The 17,380-nt window shown below is 52.9% G+C and carries 13 protein-coding genes; 5 read left to right on the forward strand and 8 right to left on the reverse strand.

Features of this window, described 5'->3' with window-relative positions:
* From RHM65_RS00730 to RHM65_RS00740, 3 genes are all read right to left on the reverse strand, one after another.
* Positions 1–5,532 (reverse strand): NEL-type E3 ubiquitin ligase domain-containing protein, encoded by a 5,532-nt coding sequence (locus RHM65_RS00730; RefSeq protein WP_322167851.1) that lies wholly within the window; start codon positions 5,530–5,532, stop codon positions 1–3.
* A gap of 90 nt (positions 5,533–5,622) precedes the next feature.
* Positions 5,623–6,093 carry a nuclear transport factor 2 family protein gene (locus tag RHM65_RS00735; RefSeq protein WP_322167850.1) on the reverse strand — a complete coding sequence of 157 codons (471 nt, stop codon included), beginning with the start codon at positions 6,091–6,093 and terminating at the stop codon, positions 5,623–5,625.
* A gap of 92 nt (positions 6,094–6,185) precedes the next feature.
* Entirely contained in the window at positions 6,186–7,439 is a 1,254-nt protein-coding gene (locus RHM65_RS00740) for a CynX/NimT family MFS transporter (RefSeq protein WP_322167849.1), read from the reverse strand.
* A gap of 491 nt (positions 7,440–7,930) precedes the next feature.
* Here RHM65_RS00740 and tssD point away from each other — a divergent pair, with 491 nt between their 5' ends.
* The 4 genes from tssD (at position 7,931) to RHM65_RS00760 (ending at position 10,424) form a co-directional block, all read left to right on the forward strand.
* A complete protein-coding gene (gene tssD / locus RHM65_RS00745; RefSeq protein WP_322167848.1) occupies positions 7,931–8,428 on the forward strand; it encodes a type VI secretion system tube protein TssD in 498 nt (165 codons plus the stop codon).
* 240 nt (positions 8,429–8,668) lie between these two features.
* Positions 8,669–9,163 carry an Hcp family type VI secretion system effector gene (locus RHM65_RS00750; RefSeq protein ID WP_322167847.1) on the forward strand — a complete coding sequence of 165 codons (495 nt, stop codon included), beginning with the start codon at positions 8,669–8,671 and terminating at the stop codon, positions 9,161–9,163.
* 285 nt (positions 9,164–9,448) lie between these two features.
* The gene (locus tag RHM65_RS25255) at positions 9,449–9,616 is read left to right on the forward strand and encodes a hypothetical protein (protein ID WP_323562504.1); all 168 of its coding nucleotides are present in this window, start codon (positions 9,449–9,451) and stop codon (positions 9,614–9,616) included.
* Positions 9,609–10,424 (forward strand): hypothetical protein, encoded by an 816-nt coding sequence (locus tag RHM65_RS00760; RefSeq protein ID WP_322167845.1) that lies wholly within the window; start codon positions 9,609–9,611, stop codon positions 10,422–10,424. The genes RHM65_RS25255 and RHM65_RS00760 overlap by 8 nt, the downstream gene beginning before the upstream one ends.
* 592 nt (positions 10,425–11,016) lie before the next feature.
* Here the strand turns inward: RHM65_RS00760 and RHM65_RS00765 are convergent.
* From RHM65_RS00765 to RHM65_RS00785, 5 genes are all read right to left on the reverse strand, one after another.
* Positions 11,017–11,151, reverse strand: a complete 135-nt coding sequence (locus tag RHM65_RS00765; protein WP_322167844.1) for a hypothetical protein — start codon at positions 11,149–11,151, stop codon at positions 11,017–11,019.
* 860 nt (positions 11,152–12,011) lie between these two features.
* Positions 12,012–12,776: an amino acid ABC transporter ATP-binding protein gene (locus tag RHM65_RS00770; protein ID WP_322167843.1), complete on the reverse strand. Its 765-nt coding sequence runs from the start codon at positions 12,774–12,776 to the stop codon at positions 12,012–12,014.
* Between the two features lie 10 nt (positions 12,777–12,786).
* On the reverse strand, positions 12,787–13,884 hold the full coding sequence (locus RHM65_RS00775; RefSeq protein WP_322167842.1) for an amino acid ABC transporter permease: 1,098 nt from the start codon (positions 13,882–13,884) through the stop codon (positions 12,787–12,789).
* Positions 13,885–13,894: 10 nt separating this feature from the next.
* Complete coding sequence (locus tag RHM65_RS00780; protein WP_322167841.1) at positions 13,895–15,076, reverse strand: amino acid ABC transporter permease; 1,182 nt, start codon at positions 15,074–15,076, stop codon at positions 13,895–13,897.
* Positions 15,077–15,146: 70 nt separating this feature from the next.
* The gene (locus RHM65_RS00785; RefSeq protein WP_322167840.1) at positions 15,147–16,178 is read right to left on the reverse strand and encodes an amino acid ABC transporter substrate-binding protein; all 1,032 of its coding nucleotides are present in this window, start codon (positions 16,176–16,178) and stop codon (positions 15,147–15,149) included.
* A 473-nt stretch (positions 16,179–16,651) separates the two neighbouring features.
* Here RHM65_RS00785 and RHM65_RS00790 point away from each other — a divergent pair, with 473 nt between their 5' ends.
* Positions 16,652–17,308, forward strand: a complete 657-nt coding sequence (locus RHM65_RS00790; protein ID WP_322167839.1) for an alpha/beta hydrolase — start codon at positions 16,652–16,654, stop codon at positions 17,306–17,308.
* Positions 17,309–17,380: the final 72 nt, after the last annotated feature.

The raw sequence follows: 17,380 nt of genomic DNA on the forward strand, positions 1-17,380 counted from the left end.
TTAGTCATCGTACTTGAGCCCTTCTCGGTGCGTCAGTTGATTGATGAAGTTGCGTTCCCGGTCCTTTTGCTGCTGTTGCAACAGTTTCGCCCGGTTCAAGTACTCATCATTCAACTCTGAAAACTCATCTTCCAGACGCGCCCTTTCTTGCTGGAAGGTTGTCTCCAGTTCGGCAAATTCCCCCGCGTACCCGTCGCGCAACCAACTGACCCAAAAGTCCCGGTCCGCTGCCGACGCGAGAAAGCTCGCGCTATTCTGGTGGGTCATTACCTCAGCTTGAACGCTCGTCAGCTCGTCGGGAGTTACCGACGCAGCTACCCGGTACAGCATACTGGTCGGAGGCTGCGGCAGACCAAGGCGCTCGGCCAAACCCAAACGATAAGCCAGGCGTACCTCGGCCGCATCCCGGCCGCGGTTATTAGCCAGCGCAATGCGATCAACTTCATCCAGCCGGTATAACTGACGCATGAGCCGGTAAAGTGTTGGCCCGCGCTCGGACTCTGGGATCCCGCGAAGTGAATTACGTGTGTAAACCTGAACTTCCATTTGATTGAACTGCAAGCGAATGCCATCGGCGCACGTTCGATTGACGATAGGCTCTTCGGCCATGACGTTAAGCAGCGCACGTAACTCCACGTCCTGCGCCGCCTCCAGCACGCTCCAGACCCGTGACGTCAATTCGCTGCGCGCCCTGATAAAATCCGAAGACTCTTGAAGACGACTGATCAACGTCAAGACTCGAGGTGCATCAGCAGCCGTTTCGAGTCGATCCCATAAGGCACGATGCGCGGCCACCTCTTCGCTTGAACCGATCAGCCAAGGTTCGACGCTCGGCAGCACAGAGGTTGAAGACCCTGCGGCCCCATGCCGGTGTAAAGCAAAATCCGAATCTGAATCTGAATCCGAGTCTGCACTCAAGTCAGAACTACCGGGCTCGGATGAGTAAGCACGCTCGGTTGGCAAATTGCGAATATCGTCGGGCAAGTCCATGTAGAAGCTGTACGACCTATGGTGACCGTGCTCCCCTACATGAGCGAGGATCATTGTTTCCCGGGACAGCGGATTGCCGTTTAACGATATCTCGGTGTGTACAGAATCGCTGCGCGGGTTTCTAAGAAGGTCTTCGGGTAGTTCAGTTATGCCGTTTTCGCACAGTGAAAGCGAACTGATGCTAGTTAGTGCACTCGCGCTCAACCATTCCGGCCACTGGGTCAGACCGGTATTGTCCAGCGTCAGCGAGTCCCAATAGCGACCCGTCAATAGGGGCGTGTTGGAAAGGGGGCCAAGGGTGTTGCCACTCAGATCAAGATGCTGCAGATGAGGACGAGCTCTTAGAAACTCCATGACCTCTTGGTTTATCAACATTTGTTGGTTTGTTAGAACCAACTCCCTCAGACGGGGTAATTCGGCCAGTACGCGTGGGGGTGTGACCAACAGAGGAGAGTGCTCCACGATAGCCAGGCTGGTAGCGTGCTGAAACCGCCTTAGAAACTGCTCAAGCTGGGCGTCATCCGCAATCACATTGCGTAACGTCAGATGGGTGACATTGCGATAAAAAGCGTTGGGCAACACCTGTGGAAAGTCCGACAACCGGGATGACTCAACCAGTACAGCGAGCGGTGTGCGCCCCGCAACCGCTCGGATCCAATGGCTGAGCAAGGTCTCACTCATTTGACTTCGGATTAACGCCCTGTCGTCGAAAGGTGACGCAGCGGCACTCGAAGTAACTTCCCAGTCTCGCAACGCCGTTTCCAACTCGGCTTGTTCTTGAAGCAACACGACCACGTGGGATTGGAGTTCGGGGGGCACATCAAGATCGAAAGTGAACGACCTGCCCGCTCTCGCCTCACCCAGAAGCGCCTGGATGATCGCACTCCGAGATAGCTGATTGCCCAGCAGCCCTATCCGCGTCTTACGAGTAAGACTCAATTCATTGTCGATGATAGCGTCCGGCAACATGGCGATGTGATTACCGCCTAGTGATACTTCGGCAATGTTATTGGGCAACAAAGCATTGAGCCAGACGGGCCAGCGCTCCAGCCCGACACGGTCGAGCCCCAAATATTGAAGGTTCAGATGAACAGACCCTGCGGGGGCATCGAAGAATGTAAACCTGTTACCGCTCAGGTCCAGCCGTTCAAGGTGTGGTAAACGTGTGAAAAGCTCGAAATTCGCAGGACGGATGTCCAGTCCCTGATTGATCACGCTCAGCGTTCGCAAGTTCGGAAGGTGGGTTGAAACGATATGCGGCAGGGCATAAAACTCCGAAATGAAAGAATCAGTTTGAATAGAACTGCGCATTTCCAGCGAGGTAATGTGGGCAAATCTGCTCAAAAACGTCTCTAGCACGAACAGACTAATGTCCTGGAACGGTAATTCATGCGTACGGCCTATCTGCGTTACCACATTGGACATTTCAAGCCGTTGAACACTTTGGATGAAAAATTCTGGTAACTGCTCAGGAAAGTCCTCCAACCCTATGGACTCCAGGCGTAACGTGGCCAGCCCCTCACTCGGCGTCGCCAAGCTGCTGCTTTGCCAGTGACCGATGATTGCTTCGCCGATTCGAGTCCGGCTGACCATTCTCGCCTCGCTCATGCCTCTGATTGCGCTTGAGGCATAGCACCATTGCCCAAGGCTGGCGCGCAATGCTTGTCGCTCCTCCAGCAACACATCTAGCCGAGCGCTGATGTCAGCGTTGGTCATCTCAGCATCGCGCATGATGACCAGAGCCTGTTGCGGGGTGATGTCCTCCAGCTCAAGCAGGCCTATTTTGTCCAACAAATGATCTTCAAGGATGTCGCCTGCCAGTGCCCCCCTGCCGCTCAGGGCATACCCCAAGTGAACCTGCTTGATCCGCGTAGGCGAATTAAACTTTAAGCGGGGCTTTTGTTGACCAAGCAGGCGTGATACTTGACCTCGATCGGCAACCGCCAGGCCTGCAAGTGCTTTATTCAATGCCGCACCTTGCGCGGGATGGGGAAATCCAAGAGCGCGCCGAGGGCCATCAGACAGTGCATGCAAGATCGAATCACAGAAGCTGCTGTTTTTGGGGGAAATACCATTTAACGAATTCCCTTCAGCGTCAAATGCCTGGTAACGACCCTTGGATTTGACCAAGACCTTGCGTTCAGGGGCTTGGGGTTCACCAATGCTCTCCAGCACCGTGCCGTAGCGAGAACCTTCGCGGACTTCAATACGCACCTGATCAGACCAACCGGGTAGTTTTTCCAGCAGGCGCAGCCTCAGTGTGTCGGTGTCGGCGTTGTTTACCGAGCCCAGATAAAAACCTTCAAGAGCGCGGTTCAATCGCGTTTCCTTCTGCTGCCAGACCGCCGCTTCGCCAACACGCAAAGGGATGCGTCCGGTGTTCAGCATCTGTTGTTTCTCCTCCGACGTGAGAGTGACCAATAGGTCCTGGGCGACGGCGGTTGGCGTCGTCGGGAAGTCTCGCTGGATTAACTTCACCAGCGGATCGTTCGTGACTTCACTGGCGTTATACAACCGCTCGAAGTGTTCGGCCCGTGTGCTGCCGGGTTCTGCGATGGACGTTTCAAGCGTCAAGTCCAGCTGAAAACGCTTGATCGTATCGTCAAGTTGTCCCGGAGGCGGCACGCTGTCAACGTGCACTTGGCGCAGTATTGAATCGTCGATATCCGCGATGGCCAGAATGTTTTCAGAGGCGCTTTCGGACAATCCCACTACCGAATGGCCGAGTCGTTTGAACAGCGTGTTTTTCGCCCACACGTGCGGTGACTCACCTTCGTGGCGGAAGGCTCCGACGCCGTTGTGCTCAAGCGCCGGAGAGAACATATGCGTGTTGTTCGGGTGCTTGATGACCCATCTATTCAACGGCGCGTGATGCTGAACCTCATAGCGCTTGTCCTCAATAGTCAGGTACTTTTTACCCTTGTGTTCAATCACACCGTTGAGATCGGGGCTGGCGCCTTCCGGGAGCGTGCTTCGGAATTCGAACGGGGTTAAATCAGGCTTCCAGAGCCGGGTTTGTCCGTTGCTCAGCTTGATGGGAATCACTTTGCCGACAAAATTGTTACTGAGGATCGGGGGCGGCTCAGGTAGCGTGTGACCCGCCGCCAATGCCGCCATAAACGCAATCTGTTCAGCGGCGCCCATCAGGTGATCAAGACCTTCTTCCATGTCGCCATGGCTCAAATCCTGAAGGCCGTGATAAACCTCACCGATCAGCTCTACCGTCGCATCGATCATCATGACCGCGCCCAACGGTGGAATCACGAACGAAGCGAGGTTAAGAATGTTCATACCGACACTTAGCCAAAGTTGCAGCCGCTCTTGACGAGTTTTAGCGTCTTCCTCTTCGGTGGGCACAGCCAGGAATCGGGCGTTGTCCTTCAGCAGAAACACGTGTTGTCGGTGCATTCTGCTGAACGGATTCTCTCTAAGCTCGTCGGTGTCGACGACGAGATTCGCCGTAGGGTCAGCACTATGATGCCAAAGGCCCAAGGTAAACATACTCCCGTCCTGGGGCACCAAGGGGAACAGGTGCTTGTTTAGCCGGGTAAAAAACGCGGCCCGTTGCCGCTCACCGATGAGCTGAGCGAAAAACGACTGGTAGGACTTGTCCATTAATCGACTGCGAAGCCCATCTTCCAGCGCTGTCAGCGAGGCGTATTCAGTGACAGGGCTAACGGGGTCTTGCGGGATGTACAAAAGTGTCGGGACTTGCGTCGTAACCCACGTTCGTTGCGGACTGATCAACAATACCCGTGGAATCTCAACGCCAAACAGTGTCAACCGTTGCAACAATAGAAGCTCACCGTTGAACCGAGGCTCAGGCTTCTGACGGGCCAACGCGACCATCGCCGAGCACGCTTCCTGGCTGATGGTTTTTTTCATGGCAGCGGCCCGTGCGTAGACTTCCATGTCCGCTTGGTCATTGGCGATGAACGTCGCACGCGCATTGAAGCGTGCGGAATCGCGCCCCTGTCCCGGCGCGGAGTCCGGTTCGAGCACGCTCTTTAGATGGTCTTGGTATTGACGTCCCAGGTTCAAGTATCGACAAAGATCAATAAACGCGTCGGGCTTGATCGCCTTGGGGTGAGTGTTGCCGTTGCTGTCGAGGATCGCTGAACTTTTCCGAAGAAAACCCGCCACCGACTCTTTGCGCTCAAAGTTATGCAGCGCCGACTCCAACAGCGTGAGTTGGGTCCCCGCCTGGGTCGCTCTTTCCTGGACGGCATAAAACAACCGGTCTTTTCTGACATCCAGGCCCGCACCGAACTTGGCGTCCAAGGCTCGAAGCAGTAAAGGTTCGGAAAACTCAGCGAGCCCCCTGAGCGGCTTGAACAGCTCTTTTAGCGCTTCCTTGGCGCGTCGGCTGGCCAACAATGCGAAGCAGTAGTCTTGACGCTCTTGCAGCGAGGATTGTGTAAAAGCGGGAGGCAGATTTTTCTGAATAACACCCAGAACAGGGTCGTTTTTGAATTGCGTCTTAATTTGTTCTAGGAGAGAGGTCGAAACCGAAGAGAAAATCAGTGGAGGTGTTGAAGTCATAGTGCAATCGCCTTATCTGGAATAAGGCATTGACGTTATCGAGCCGAAAATCAAAAGAAGCTTAAATAAATATTATCTCGGCGTGCGCGTTCAATTCCCGTCTTGAAACGCTTTCAAGCCTTTTTGCGCCTGCGCCCGAATTGCGTTTTGCACCAGCGGCGTCCAGCCCAATAGCAACCCCTTGGTACCCAAGGCCTGCCGCGACCAGCGCCACAGATCAAACTGATCATGGTGTTCGCAAATCTTGCCATCGCGAAACACGAAGCGCGCCTGAATATCGTTGACCACCGTATTACCGGTCTGGCTGAACAAGTAAGTCGCAACCCAGTGCGCGCCGCCAGTGCGGTCGTTGGCGCGTACATGGTCGAATGTAAGTGAGAAGTCTTTGGCGCGGGAGGTCAGCATCCGCCACATGTCACCGGCTTGCCGGCCTCGCAGCTCACCAAATACCGGGTCGCTAAACAGTACATCCTCGGTATAACAGGCAATCATGGCCTCAGCGTCGAGTTGGTTAAAAGCTTGGTAAAACTCAATGATTACTGCGCTGTTTGCGTCGCTCATTTTGTCGGTTCCATGACGAACGAAAGAATTCCAGCACGATAATCGGCAATGCGACCGTTGACCATCAGCATTCGCAGCGGAAATGACGTTGATCAGATCTTTTCGACAGTGACCTGAACGTATTGTGCTCTTCCCGCGCCCCAGCCAAAGATCACCGCCGCCAAACCAATTACCGCGAAAATCCATCCCACCGCGTTCCAACCCCCCGTCTGATCGTGAACGATGCCGACCGCCAGCGGCCCCAACGAGGCCAAGGTGTACCCAAAACCCTGGGCCATGCTCGACAGGTTGGCCGCAACATGGGCGTCCCGTGAGCGCAACACGATCAGGGTCAGCGCCAGGCTGAACGTACCGCCCTGCCCCAACCCTAAGACAATCGCCCAACCCCACAAACCGTCCAGCGGTGCGAGCAGGCAACCGAATAATCCGCCCACCGTCAGCAGCATCACGATCAGGATGCCCAGACGCTGATCCTTGCCCCGGGTCGCCAGCCACGGCGCGGTGAGCGCACTGGCCAATTGGACAATGATCGAGCCGGACATCACCAGACCCGCCTCAGTGGGCGACAACCCGCGACTGATCAGGATCGAGGGCAACCAGCCAAACACGATGTACGCCAGCGACGATTGCAGGCCCATATAAAGAGTGACTTGCCACGCCAGCGGATCACGCAACAACCCGCGAACCCGATAAGCCACGGTATGGGCACCATGAGCGTGACGCACCTGCGGCAGCCAAAACACCATCGCCAGCAAGGCTGGAATCATCCAAAAGCCCAAGCCCAACGACCAACTGCCGCCGAAATACTGGCTCAACGGCACGGTTGCACCGGCTGCGATGGCGGCGCCCAGGCTCAACGCCATGGTGTAAACACCGGTCATCGCGCCGGCCTGTTTGGCAAAATCACGCTTGACGATGCCCGGCAGCAAAACACCGATGATGCCGATGCTCGCGCCCGCTAAAAGGCTGCCCGCGAACAACCCGAACTCACCCAGGGAACTGCGCAAGATAATCCCGCACGCCAACGTCAGCAAAATCCCCAACACCACCCGTTCACTGCCAAAACGCCGCGCCAGCACCGGAGCAAGCGGCGCAAACAAGCCCAGGCACAAAACCGGCAACGTCGTCAGCAACCCGGCCTTGGCCGCCGACAATCCCAGGCTATTGGACACCTCACTCAACAACGGCGACATGCTCGACAACGCCGGACGCAGGTTCAGCGCCACCAACACCAATCCGAGCAGCAGCAACCAAGGTCGCTTTAATACCGGGTGCGAGTGCTGAACCTGCTCATCATCAGCCTCGGCATCGATCAGCAGCTCATTGATTTCGTGGGGCGTAGGCATGTTGTTCACTGGGTCAGGATTCTGAGGCGGGTCGAGCATCCTGTTGGAGAACGAAGGAGAAAACAAGGTAGAGCGCTATTTTAGTGCGCGACACCTGGGTACGAATCTGAGCCAACTTGTTGGCGAAAGTCCTTCGGGCATATCTCAGCCCTGGTCAGCGCTTATCAAAAACTGTAGGGGCGGGCTTGCTCGCGATCGGCTGCGAAGCAGTCGTAAATCCGCGACTCGGTTCTTTAAGTTGGAACCGGATTGGCCAATTGGGACCGCTTCGATCGAGCGCGACCCCGGGCCCATCTCGGGCAAGCGCCAACCGAGGGTAAGGCCGGACCGTAATCCACTGGTTATCGGCGCTCCTGGACTATCGCCAACAAGTTGGCTCCTACAGAGAGTTGGCACTTTTTTTACACTTGAACGAAATTTCAGAAACGTCCTACAGACTTCGCAGAAATACTCGAAATAGAATGTCCAGCTGTTCAACGGAGGGTAATCATATGAGTATAAAAATATCAATGTCCATCAATGGCCGCGATCAAGGTCTTATTTCCAAAAACTGCACGAGCAAGGAGTCCCAAGGCGACAACAGCTTGCTTGAGTACCTTGACGAAATAACGGTAATCACTCTAAAGCACGAAATGACCGGTTCAGAGAATCCAGAAGATGACTCGTACCCACCGCTAGTCATTACCAAGTATTTGGATCTTTCGTCCCCAATGTTGATGAATGCACTGGTAAACGAGGAAATGATCGACTGTGAGATATCCGTATACAAAGAGTTGCCATCGGGCAGTAGTGAAAAACTCTACTCCATAGCGCTCACAGGAGGTGCGATCATCGACATACATACCAGGCACCGCAAACCACCGAAAAACGAATCAGGAACTCAAGAAAAACTTTCTATTCTTTATCACACCGCGACCTATACACACTATGGACGTACTGCCGGATCCTTTTCGTTTGTAAACTCAACATACAGCAAGGGATTCCAGTAACTATTACGCCGCAGTAGCCAGTTGCTGCCGAATGCGATACACCATCCATACCCGATTGATGTCACTCACTAACAAGGCCTCTCGTGCGGAATTGCACTGCCCTTGTACCATTTTGTAATAATTGATCGAGCGTTATACGGTGAACTTCCAAGATTCTCGTAAATTTTCGGAAAGATCCTACACGCATACTAAAAACTTTCGCCATACAATGGCCCGAATTTTTCACAGGAGATTCTCTCTATGGCTTATCACGGATACATGACCATGACCGGCACACAGCAAGGGCTCATTTCAGCCGGTTGCTCAAGCCACGAATCGATTGGCAACAAGTGCCAGACTGCGCACACGGATGAAATAATGGTGCTCTCATTCGATCATCGAATGTTCAACGCTGAAAACTCGAACCACGCCACACACCAACCCGCACTCATCACTAAAAACATCGATAAGGCCACCCCGTTACTGGCCCAAGCGCTGTCCAATCGCGAACTTGTCAACTGCGAGATTACGTTCTACCGGATCTCGAAGTTCGGAACTCAAGAAAAGTTCTTCACGATCAAACTGAAAGACTGCCTAATAGCCGACCAGCAAATGGAAATGCCCCATGCTGTTTCGGAAAATGACGCCGAGCCCCAGGAACATATTGCTATCCGCTATCGCGATATCACCTGGACGCATCACCTCGCCAATACCAGCGGATGGAGCTCTTGGGATGACTCCGCATGGAACAAATAAACGGCAAGCAAAAGCCTAGCAGCGATGACTACTTCCGAGTGACCAACGCGGCAAGTGTATTGGCAAGCCAAGCGTGCACCGTGTCGGCCAAGCATATTCAGGATGGGATGCTGCGGCTCCAGTTTAATCGGGAAGTTGCTTACTACGCGCGGGGGATTGTCAGGGATGTGGCGGAGGGGAGGAAGAGTGCTGAGTGGGGGTTAAAAGAGCTAAAAAAGAAGATAAAAGATATTGTAGAGCAATCGCAGCACGTCGCTAAATATGCGATATGGCTCCGCTCGACTAATGTTAAAACCAGAGGCGCGACGCCTATTTCGTTACATAAGGTCAGATTTCATAAGAGCATACAAACTAGCGTCTGTCCCGGCTTTAATGCTTGATGCAACGACCACCTCGATAACTGCATATGACGCATGGGAAGCGTGGAAAACTTGGAAAGCTAAAAGTGAATGATCATTTGTTTAGCAGCCTTTTTATTTTTGTGAGCATTTTATTTTACCTACCTGCTCTATGGGCCAGGAAAGCTTTATCGGGAGATAATTACTCCCCCACGAAATACTTAGGCTACTATTTGTATATCCTCGCATGCTTCGCTGTGCACTTGAACTACCTTGAGAACAACTACATCCCATTTGTAGGAGTGAAGGGAAACCCCATTATGGCCGGAGCATCACTCCTCGTGATGTTCGCTTACTTCTTCACCAGCCCAGTACCATGGAAACGAAAAGGCTGGTTCTCACGCGTTCCTATGCCAGTAGTTTTGCCCTGCCCCAGTCCGGACCGCCGAAAGACCTACCAACGACGAGTGTTGGCCAAATGGGAAAAAAGGCCCGTAAAAAATTTTATAGTATATGTAGTGATCACTGTTGTTTTGATTTTGTTCTGGTTGGAACCACTGCAAGACTGGCTTGCGCGACCAGATACTGTAATTCCGAAATTCAACGGGGGAGCGTTTGGTCCCAATGGGGTTATCTCATATATTTTTATACTGCTCGCCTTTATGAATTATCTACCTTCTCTCTGGGCGAGGTTTGCGCTTTCGGGCGAAGGATTTTCAGTAGAAAAATCCACCGCTGCATTGGTTTACAACATTTTCTGCGCGATATTTCACCAAGAGTTTTTGAACGATGGGAAATTTATATTCTTAGACGCTATCGATAATTCGATGGTTGGCTGGGTGTCATTTTGTATGATCATTCTTCATGCTGAAGCTGTAGCTTACCCGTGGAGAAGAAGAATATTACTTTGGAAAGTCGTTTAAATCAGCAATGAAAATCTTCATCTTTTGAGGTTTTATGAGAATTGCAGATAACTTTATCAGTTTTTTGATTTTTTTGGGAAGGGCCGGAGTGATTATTTGTTGCTCTGTATTTTATACTGTTATTATCGGGAATATATTATTGAGTATCGTAACATTAACACCCATTCAATCGCGATATGTCATGGGCATATTCTTTGTATTCCTTTTGATCACCGGGACTTATGCTATGCGTGCTTATTTGAAAAAACCGGGCCGGATTTTTTTTTAACCCAACGTGAACAAAACCTGCCGGGAAATGAAAGTTGCTTATTGAAAAAATAGGCGCTGAGTTTTGCCTGACATTCAGCTATGAATGGCCTTCGCAGACAAGCCTGCCCTACGATGTTTTCGTTCCGAAATTCGTGTCGTACGAAAACCTCGCGTTAGTGGAGGAAAATATGATGATCAGATATTTGACTGCCCCGGACTGACGCGGGCCAAGTCACCCTGATATTTTTTGAAGGAGCTTCAATGTCTAATAACCCGTATGTGGACTACATCCCAAAAGTTGCACACCCGTCCTGACTTTTGAGGTTTTTTCATGAGTAAATACTCAGAGCAGTTCAAGCTCTCTGTATTGCAGCGGATGTGGGATCAGGAGCTCTCCCGTCGACAAACCACTGCGCTGCTTAATCTGCGCGCTGTCGGCGCCAATTACCCAGGAAATGTTTTCGTCTTGCGATGCCATTTAGGTCGCCAGCGCTAACAGTCTAATACTACATTTGAGTGTAGGGTGTCGCAATGAAAAAAAAAGCTACATTTAACCAAAAGGCTTTTGCTTTTTTTCAAATCTTATTGTTGATTCCCGCTGCCGCTGGGTTTTATACCGCTGTCAGCTTTTTATTACTTATGCAATTTATATCACTAGAGCCTATTTTTTGGCGCTGCATCGTAATTATATTTTTTACATGTCTTAATATAATTGGATTTTACTGGTCCTTTAAATACTTTAAGAAAAACGGTAATTTCGACTTATAAAGTTTAGAAAAAATACGTAACGCCTGAATCTCCATCGCGGAAAATGACGCCAAACCTCAAGAGAAAATTGCTATTCGCTATCGCGATATCACCTGAACCTATCACCTCGCTAACACCAGCGCATGGAGCTCTTGGAATGACTTGCTGCAGAGGTTGATAGGGTTGGCGGTTATCGGGTTAGTGCTGAGCTTTTTCATGGGTTTCTGGTTCAGTTTGCTTTGGGTCGAGTTCTCTCACGGTATAAAAATCTACTTATGGATCGGAGCGCAGCGTGCAATCAACTATTTTGAGAATGATCCTCTAGGCAAGGGTAATGCTAGATTTACGCTGCTGAATTTCGTGTGGATGCTGGTTGGGCTTAACATGCGGTATTCCATGCCCAACGCCCTCGTTTTCATGGAAATATTGCACGGTGGAGTTGTCCAGGCTGGGCCCACAGGATGTGTAATTCACCCACATATCCACCGCCCGCCCCTTCGCAGGCAAGCCAGCTCCCACAAAATTTGACCAGCTGCCCATAAAAAAACCCGAACACAAAGTCCGGGTTTTTTCTTCACACCACCAAAACCACTAGTGCAAGATCTGGCTCAAGAACAACTTGGTCCGGTCGCTCTGTGGGTTATCAAAGAACGCATTAGGCTCGGCTTCTTCAACAATCTCGCCTTTGTCCATGAAGATCACTCGGTTTGCCACGGTACGGGCGAAGCCCATTTCGTGGGTTACGCAGAGCATGGTCATGCCGTCTTCTGCCAGGCTGACCATGGTGTCGAGCACTTCCTTAACCATTTCTGGATCGAGGGCCGAGGTTGGCTCGTCGAACAGCATGATTTTTGGCTTCATGCACAGTGCACGGGCAATCGCCACGCGCTGTTGTTGACCACCGGACAGTTGACCCGGAAATTTATGCGCCTGCTCTGGAATGCGTACACGCTCCAGATAGTGCATTGCAATTTCTTCGGCCTGTTTTTTCGGCATCTTGCGCACCCACATCGGGGCCAAGGTGCAGTTTTGCAGGATGGTCAGGTGCGGGAACAGGTTGAAGTGCTGGAACACCATGCCCACTTCCCGACGGATCGTTTCGATCTGCTTGAGGTCGTTGGTCAACTCGGTGCCATCAACCACGATGCGACCCTGCTGATGCTCTTCCAGACGGTTGAGGCAGCGGATGGTGGTCGACTTGCCTGAACCCGACGGGCCGCACAAAACGATGCGCTCGCCCTGACGGACGTTCAGGTTGATGTCTTTGAGTACGTGGAACTGGCCGTACCACTTGTGTACGCCTTCCATCTGGATCATGCCTTCGGCGCCCAGAGGCAGTTTGCTCACTTCAGTCATCACAAAACTCCTAACGCTTGTGGCCTGTGTCCAACTTACGCTCCAAATGCATGGAGTAGCGGGACATGCCGAAACAGAAGATCCAGAACACCAGCGCAGCGAAGACATAGCCTTCGGTGGCCATACCGAGCCATTTTGGGTCGGCGGCTGCTTGTTTAACGCTGTTGAGCAGGTCGAACAAGCCGATGATGATCACCAGGCTGGTGTCTTTGAACAGGGCAATGATCGTGTTGACGATGCCCGGAATCACCATTTTCAACGCTTGCGGCAGAATCACCAGGCCCATGCTGCGCCAGTAACCCAAGCCCATCGCAGCGGCCGCTTCGTACTGACCTTTAGGGATGGCTTGCAAGCCACCCCGTACCACTTCAGCCACGTAGGCCGACTGGAACAAAATCACCCCGATCAGTGCGCGCAGCAGTTTGTCGAAGCTCATGCCTTCTGGCAGGAACAACGGCAGCATCACTGACGACATGAACAATACGGTGATCAATGGAACGCCGCGCCAAAACTCGATGAACGTCACGCAGACCACGCGAATCGCCGGCATGTTAGAACGTCGACCCAAGGCCAACACCACACCTAAAGGCAATGCGCCGGCGATACCGACAGTGGCAATCACCAGGGTCAACATCAACCCGCCCCACTGGCTGGTCGCCACTTCGGTCAAGCCGAAAATGCCGCCATGCAGAAGGAAGTAAGCCACGAATGGGTAAATGACCAGAAAGCTGAAGCCATAGACTGCTTTACGGGTCAGGAACTTCATAAACAGTGGCGCGACACCCACGATGGCCAAAATGACCGTCAGGTTTACCCGCCAGCGCAGCTCAGCCGGAAAATAGCCGTACATGAACTGACCGAAGCGCTGCTCGATAAACACCCAGCAGGCGCCCGACTTGGTGCAGTCTTGACGGGTGGTACCGACCCAGTTGGCATCGAATATCGCCCAATGCAGCAAAGGTGGGACGATCAGCCAGATCAGATAAAACGCAAACAGCGTCAACAGCGTATTGAGCCAACCGGAGAACAGGTTGGCCCGCATCCACGCCACGGCGCCCACGCTCATTTTTGGCGGCGTCATGTCGGGTTTGAAAGAATGAGTTGTCATGAGCTTTTCCTCACCGCTCGATCAGCGCAATGCGCTTGTTGTACCAGTTCATCAACAGCGAAATGCTGATGCTGATTGCCAGGTACACGCTCATGGTGATCGCAATCACCTCAATAGCTTGACCGGTCTGATTGAGCACCGTACCGGCGAACAACGAGACCATTTCCGGGTAACCGATACCGGCTGCCAACGATGAGTTCTTCGCCAGGTTCAGGTATTGGCTGGTCAGCGGTGGAATGATCACGCGCAACGCTTGCGGGATGATGACCTTGCGCAAGGTTGGACCCGGACGCAGCCCCAACGAGCGAGCGGCTTCGGTCTGACCGTGGCTGACCGACTTGATCCCGGAACGCACGATTTCGGCAATGAACGCCGCCGTGTACACCGTCAAGGCAATGGTCAACGCCAGCAGTTCGGGGATCATTACCCAGCCACCGACGAAGTTGAAGCCCTTGAGTTCCGGCATCTCCCAGTGCAGCGGGCTGCCAAGGATCAGCATCTCCAGTGCAGGAATGACCAGGAACATCGCCAGCCCGACCCAGAACTTGTGAAATGGAACACCGGTCTCTTCAAAACGCTTGGTTGCCCAACGAGACATGAACACGATGGCCACAATCGCCACCACAACGCCGACCACAAACGGCCAGAAGGCGTCAGTCAAATTGGCGCCGGGCATATTCAAGCCGCGGTTGCTGAAGAAAAACATATTGCCGAGGCTGTAACTGCCGCGAGGCCCTGGCATGGTCAAAAAGACCGCGAAGTACCAGAACAAAATCTGCAGCAGCGGCGGAATGTTACGGAAGACTTCCACGTAAACAGTCGCCAGCTTATTAATCATCCAGTTGGACGACAGACGTGACACGCCGACGATGAAACCCAGCAGCGTTGCCAGGATTACGCCAATAAACGTCACCAGCAGGGTGTTGAGCAAACCGATAACAAAAACGCGCGAGTAGGTGTCCGATTCGTCGTAGGGGATCAAATGCTGTGCAATGCCGAAACCGGCGCTGCGATCAAGAAACCCGAAGCCAGACGTAATACCGCGGTGTTGAAGGTTTGTCTGGGTGTTATCAAACAGATACCAACCCATGAAGACCACCGCGACAACCGTGATGATCTGAAATAGCCACGCACGCACTTTGGGGTCGCTGAGGGTAAGCCTCTGCTTAGGTGCGCCGATTTGATTTTGCATGTAGTGCCCCAGGAAAAAATGGAACAGACAGCGCTCGGTAACCGTTATGGATTACCGAGCGCAGGGCCTATCAGCGTACAGGTGGTGCGTATTGAATGCCGCCGTTGGTCCACAGCGCGTTCATGCCACGGTCGATTGCCAGAGCAGTGCCCTTGCCGAGGTTTTTCTCGAAGATTTCACCGTAGTTACCAACTTGCGAAACGATCTTCACAACCCAGTCTTTCGGCAGCTTCAGATCTTTACCGTATTCGCCGTCAACGCCCAACAGACGAGCAACGTCAGGGTTTTTGCCGTTTTTGACCAAATCCATAACATTTTTCGACGTTACGCCCGCTTCTTCAGTGTTCAGCAGAGCGAAGCCAGTCCAGCGCACGATCTCCATCCAGTCTTCGTCGCCCTTACGTACAACCGGACCCAAAGGTTCTTTGGAGATGGTTTCAGGCAGTACAACGTAGTCTTTTGGCGAGGCCAATTTGCTGCGCTGTGCATAAAGCTGCGATTTGTCGGAGGTCAACACGTCGCAACGACCGCTTTCCAGCGACTTGGCGCTTTCGTCAGAGGTGTCGAACGTGATTGGCGTGTACTTCAGGTTGTTTGCGCGGAAGTAGTCGGAAACGTTCAGCTCAGTCGTGGTACCGGCTTGAATACAGATGGTTGCGCCATCCAATTCTTTGGCACTTTTCACGCCCAGCTTAGTGTTAGCCAGGAAGCCAACACCGTCGTAGTAGGTCACGAAGCCAGGAAACACCAGGCCCATGCTTGCATCGCGGGAGCTGGTCCAGGTGGTGTTACGCGACAGAATGTCGATCTCGCCAGATTGCAGCGCGGTGAAACGCTCTTTGGCGTTCAGCTGGCTGAACTTAACCTTGGTGGCATCGCCGAAAACTGCAGCGGCAACTGCACGGCAAAAGTCCGCATCGATACCTTGGATAACGCCCTTGGAATCAGGAACCGAAAAACCTGGCAGGCCATCGCTGACGCCGCACTGAATAAAACCCTTCTTCTGAATCGCATCAAGGGTAGCGCCCGCCTGAGCGAAGCTGCTTACGCCAAGAATTGCTGTTGCCGTCAGTACTGCCAGGGTGGATTTCAACATCTTCATTCAAACCTCCAAGTTTGCTCTTGTTGTGTAGAGCTTCAGTCCCGTCGCACCCTTGTGAGGCATTGCTGACCCGTGTCGGCTTATTTTTGGGTCATGCGACGTAAGACCTGGGCCAGGATCGTGTGCGAGATCTACCCGACACCCGAACAACCATAGCCCGCAATCGGTCGAATGGACTAAAGCCCCATGATGTCCGCCGGACCAATCCGGTACATAACGAACTGTACGCAGAACCTGATGCATGGATTCAGTGCCTACTCCGGCTATCAGCCACCTGATAGTGTTACCGCCGAAGCAAACGCATTCACTCAGGGGTTACATAGCAAAGCCCGTACCAGCATGCTGGCAATGTCGAATTAGCGACAGGTCAAGCCCAAAACTTGTAACCTTGCGACATCTTCTTAACTATTTATTTCTATTGCGCACCGCGCCAATGCACCGAAAAAGCGCGTACGCACACTATTGGAGCAGCAATGAGCGACCCATTGATTCTAGAGCCCGTCAACGCCGCAGACGCCTGCGTGATCTGGTTGCACGGTCTTGGTGCTGATCGGTATGACTTCATGCCGGTTGCAGAAATGCTCCAACAAACCCTACTGACCACCCGCTTCATATTGCCGCAGGCCCCAGACCGGGCCGTGACTATCAACGGCGGCTACACCATGCCCAGCTGGTACGACATTTTAGCCATGAACCCCGCGCGGGCCATTAATCGCGAGGAGTTGGAGGTTTCTGCGCTGATGGTGCTGAACCTGATCGAAGCGCAACGCGACAGCGGCATCGACCCGGCGCGGATCTTTCTGGCTGGCTTTTCCCAAGGTGGCGCAGTCGTTTTCCACGCCGCGTTCCTGCGCTGGCAGGGACCGTTGGGTGGCGTGCTTGCACTGTCTACTTATGCCCCCACGTTCAGCGAACAACTGACGATATCTGCGAGCCAAAAACAGATTCCGGTGTATTGCTTGCATGGTGACCGTGACGATGTGGTCCAAACGGCCATGGGCCGCGCCGCACATGACTGCCTTGAGGCCTTGGGCGTAACCGTTACATGGCAGGAATACCCAATGGGGCACGAAGTGTTACCGCAGGAGATTGCTGACATCGGGGTCTGGTTGGCACAAAAGCTTGGTTGATTGTTCCGCCGCGAGTGTAAGAAGCCACCTACAAAGCGCTGTGAAGCCCTGACTTGACAGGTCCTCTGGCGC

It is taken from the genome of Pseudomonas sp. CCI4.2 (assembly GCF_034350045.1).
GTDB lineage: Bacteria > Pseudomonadota > Gammaproteobacteria > Pseudomonadales > Pseudomonadaceae > Aquipseudomonas.